General features: G+C 69.5%; 1 protein-coding gene. It reads left to right on the top strand.

The window, feature by feature from the left end; genetic code table 11:
* On the top strand, positions 1 to 509 hold a 509-nt coding region (gene tssI, locus AC3A6G_RS27385; protein ID WP_487875099.1), incomplete at both ends, for a type VI secretion system tip protein TssI/VgrG.

Genomic DNA, 509 nt, shown 5'->3' on the forward strand with positions numbered 1-509 from the left:
GTGGTGCAGCCCACCTCGCTGCCGTTCAGGGCGCCGCGGCAGACGCCCGTGCCGCGCACGAGCGGGCCGCAGACCGCGACCGTGGTCGGTCCCGAGGGCGAGGAGATCTGGACCGACCAGTACGGCCGGGTGAAGGTGCAGTTCCACTGGGACCGCTACGGCCAGAAGAACGAGAACAGCTCGCGCTTCGTGCGCGTGTCGCAGATCTGGGCGGGCGAGCGCTTCGGGGGCGTGTTCACGCCGCGCATCGGCCAGGAGGTGGTGGTGGACTTCATCGGTGGTCGCGTGGACCGTCCGGTGATCGTGGGGCGCGTGTACAACGCCGACCAGATGCCGCCGTTCGCGCTGCCGGGCGAGGCGACCAAGAGCGGCATCGTCACGCGCTCGAGCAAGGGGGGCTCGAGCGCCAATGCGAACGCCTTCGTGTTCGAAGACAAGATGGGCGCCGAGCAGATCCTGCTGCATGCCGAGCGCAACCTCGACGTGGAGGTGGAGGGCGACGAGACGCA

The sequence above is a fragment of the Variovorax sp. Soil_C_26 genome (genome assembly GCF_057657075.1).